Raw genomic sequence first — 3,406 nt, 5'->3', positions numbered from 1 at the left:
ACAGGGTCAGGCCGTAGACAACATTGTTGATGAAGCCGCTGAGAGCACCGGCAACCGGGCCGGCCAGCATGCTGGCCAGGAAGGTTCCCAGAGACCCCAGCCAGACTGGCAGCTTTAGGCTTTCGGCAAAAACCTTGGCAACATAATTTATCCCGACGGCAGCGGGAATCAGGGTTGCGGCGTGGGCTGAAAGCTTGAAGGACCAAAAGGCGGTTTTGTTTTTGGAACTGATTTCTTTGGAATTCATTTTTTACCTCATGATAAAATGCAGCGGATAAACAACAGGCGATCGTCGTAAAAATATAAAAGTAAAAGTAACCTTTACTTATATATTGGCGATTTTAGCACTGCTTTTTGCCTAGGGCAATGCTTTTTTTGAAAAAAAGGCCGGAAAGCATCCTGCCGCGCCAGCTGGCTTGATAATTGAAAGGTTATTATGTTTTTGCATTATTTTAACTCTGTAACCAGTTTAATTGCTGATAATTGGCTGAAATGTCTTTTTTCTCTTTAAGAAAGATCATGCTTATTTTATAATGAAACTGAGCACGCAAAATGCACAAGTCTTAAAAAAGATTAGGAGAAAAAGCTATGAAAAAACTAGAATTTTCAGAGCAGCGCCGCAAGGATTATGAGGCGCTGCCGACAGGAATGGCGATTTACCAAGTTATTGACGGGAAAATCAAGACCCTGCTGGTTACCGACAAATTGTGCGAAATGCTGAAAATAAGCCGGGAGGACCTGGTGGCCAATCTGGACAAGAGCATGTTCGGCTTCGTCCACCCGGACGACGTTGGCCGGATGGCTTATTTTGGCAAGAAGTTCGCGGCACACTCAGATGAAAAGTACGATGTCTTTTACCGCTGGAAGACCCCGAACATGGACGACTTCCACATTTTCCACTCCGTGGCCAACCATGTGGTGATTGACGGCGTTACCCTGGGCTTTTTCTTTTATACGGATGCCGAGGAATCTGGCAAGAACAACCAGATTCTGGACACGCACTATCAAAAGTATGCCAATGACCAGATGTACCAGGACCGCCTGACCCACCTGCCGAACCGCCGTTTCCTGGAGTTTTTCGGCATGGAGGAAGTGTCCAAGCTGCGCCTGGCCAAACAGCACCCGGTCTGCGTCACGGTCAACATTGCCGGCATGAGCGTCTACAACAATCTTTACGGCTTGAAGAAGGGGGACCGGCTCTTGCAGGGGTTGGGCGAGCTTTTGGTCAAGGAAATCACTGAAGGCCACGTCTACCACAACCAGGACGACCACTTCCTGATTTTGACGGCAGCTGCTGGAGTTGAGCAGAAGATTGCCGACATCCACCAGGAATTCAGCGACCTGGCCCAAAACGAAGCCGTTGACCTGCAGTTCGGCCTTTACGACATCCAAGACGACGACCAGAATATCATGACGATTGCTCACCGGGCCAATTCGGCGATGAAGGAAATTGGCCACGACCGGCGGCTGCACCTGAAGAAGTACGACCCGGCAGTGGAAGAAGAAGACCTGGAAGAGAGCTACTTCTTGAACAACTTCAGCCGGGCCATGGATGAAAAGTGGCTGACGGCCTACTTTCAGCCGATCTGCTCGGCTAAGACACAGCAGCCGGCCGCTTACGAGGCCTTGGCCCGCTGGCGGGACCCGAACCGCGGCCTGGTATCGCCAGCCAGCTTCATTCCAGTGATCGAAAAGCACCACCTGACTTATTACCTTGACATGTACATGCTCTGGGAAGTGATTTCCAAGCTGCGCACGTGGAAGGAACGGGGGCTGGACTTGAAGCCGGTTTCGGTCAACCTGGCTCACGAAGACTTTGAAATGCCGCACCTGGTTGAAAAAATCAACAATCTGGTGGCCGGCGCCGGCCTAGACCGGTCATTGATCAAGATCGAGATTACTGAACGCGACCTGTCGAAAAACACCGGCCGTCTGCAGCAGCAGATCGACCAGCTGCGGGCATATGGCTTTGAGGTTTGGATGGACGACTTTGGCAGCGGCTATTCCAGCTTGAACGCGCTGAATGACTACCACTTTGACTTGATCAAGATCGACATGCTGTTCGTGCGGCACCTGGATGACAAGTCGCCGCTGAACCGAATCTTGATTCCGGAAATCGTCAAGGTGGCGCACTGCCTGGGAATCAAGACCCTGGCAGAAGGCGTCGAGACCCCAGAGCAGCGGGACTTCCTGCAAAGAGCCGGCTGCGACTACCTGCAGGGCTTCTTGTTCAGCAAGCCGGTTGAACTGGATGACAATTTGCAGGCTGTCTTGTGATTCATAAAAATGATTGCTAGAAGTGATGAAGATGGAAGAGAAGGGAAAAAGGAGAAAAATTCACGGCTTCAGCTGGCATTTAAATGACGACAAAGAGGTAGTCTACGAAAAGTACCTTGTTTCAGACGATTTCAAAGAAGAAGTTGCCAGCAACAATCTCACCATGGGGGTAGCAGTTTCCAGCCTGATCACGGTGATCGGCTTGGTCAGCTTGTTTGGCCTCAATTCATACTATGCCAACGTTTCGGTTTTTTCGGTCGTGCCCAGTGAATGGGTCTACGTGCTGCTGCTTTTGACGAATCTGCCGAACTTGCTGCTGCTGCTGTGGCTCAAGCGCCACCGCCAGCGGCCGGACGTTGAGATCAGAATCTGTTTTGCCAACCTGGCCGTCAACGCTTTTTTGTCGGGGCTGACGCTTTACAGCACCCAGGAAGGCAGCAGCTACTTTTTTGAACTGGTGCTGATGATGACGGTGATCTGCGTTTTGCCTTATTACAAGGTCGGCAGAGGCGCCGCTTTAGTGACGGTGAGCCTGCTGTCGACGCTGGCGATAGTCTCTGTCAATCGGGCCGTGATTGCCTGGCAGGATGCTTATGACCTGTTTATTTTCTTTGTCGTTTGCCAGGCCTGCATTATTTTGCGCCGGCGCTGGTTCCAGCAGACGTCTTGGTACAATTACGTTTTAAACCGGGCCAACGGCTCCCTCTTTGTCAGCAGCCGGACTGATGAACTGACGGGCTTGTTCAACCGGCTGGCTTTAAGGGAAGATTTTCCAAACTATATCAAGCAGGAGGTCGGCGTGGCCATGGTCGACCTGGACAATTTCAAGAAGTTCAATGACAATTACGGGCATACCTATGGAGACTTGGTCCTTCAGAAACTGGGGCACTACCTGCAGCAGGACTGGACCGACCCGCATTTGCGCTGCTACCGCTATGGGGGCGATGAGGTGCTCATCATTGCCTCAGGCCTGGAAAAAGGGGCTTTTGTCGAAAAATTGCGGATTTTTCAGGCTGAATATGCTAAACTAAACCGGCAGCTGCGGGAGCCGGCAACTTTGAGCATTGGCTACTGCACGAGCCGCATCGACAATGAAGAGCAGCTCCGGCAGGCCATCGCGCAGGCCGAC

At 51.5% G+C, this 3,406-nt stretch carries 2 protein-coding genes and 1 pseudogene; 2 read left to right on the top strand and 1 reads right to left on the bottom strand.

Annotation, left to right across the window (positions count from 1 at the left end; translation table 11 throughout):
• Nucleotides 1-247, bottom strand: a pseudogene (locus lacNas_RS09735) (ECF transporter S component); the annotation flags it as partial.
• Between the two features lie 341 nt (nucleotides 248-588).
• On the opposite strand from lacNas_RS09735, the gene lacNas_RS09730 reads away from it, so the two are divergent.
• Nucleotides 589-2,277, top strand: a complete 1,689-nt coding sequence (locus lacNas_RS09730) for a sensor domain-containing phosphodiesterase (protein ID WP_201330154.1) — start codon at nucleotides 589-591, stop codon at nucleotides 2,275-2,277.
• A gap of 31 nt (nucleotides 2,278-2,308) precedes the next feature.
• Nucleotides 2,309-3,406: GGDEF domain-containing protein (locus lacNas_RS09725; protein ID WP_244661456.1), on the top strand; the 1,098-nt coding region annotated here is incomplete at its 3' end.

It is taken from the genome of Lactobacillus nasalidis (assembly GCF_016587775.1).
In the GTDB taxonomy this organism is placed as follows: Bacteria; Bacillota; Bacilli; order Lactobacillales; family Lactobacillaceae; genus Lactobacillus; species Lactobacillus nasalidis.
This window is presented reverse-complemented; position numbering and strand designations above follow the sequence as displayed.

Bases quoted from the DNA above. Each gene is read 5' to 3' on its own strand.
- lacNas_RS09730 (WP_201330154.1), top strand. From the start codon at position 589: ATGAAAAAACTAGAATTTTCAGAGCAGCGCCGCAAGGATTATGAGGCG.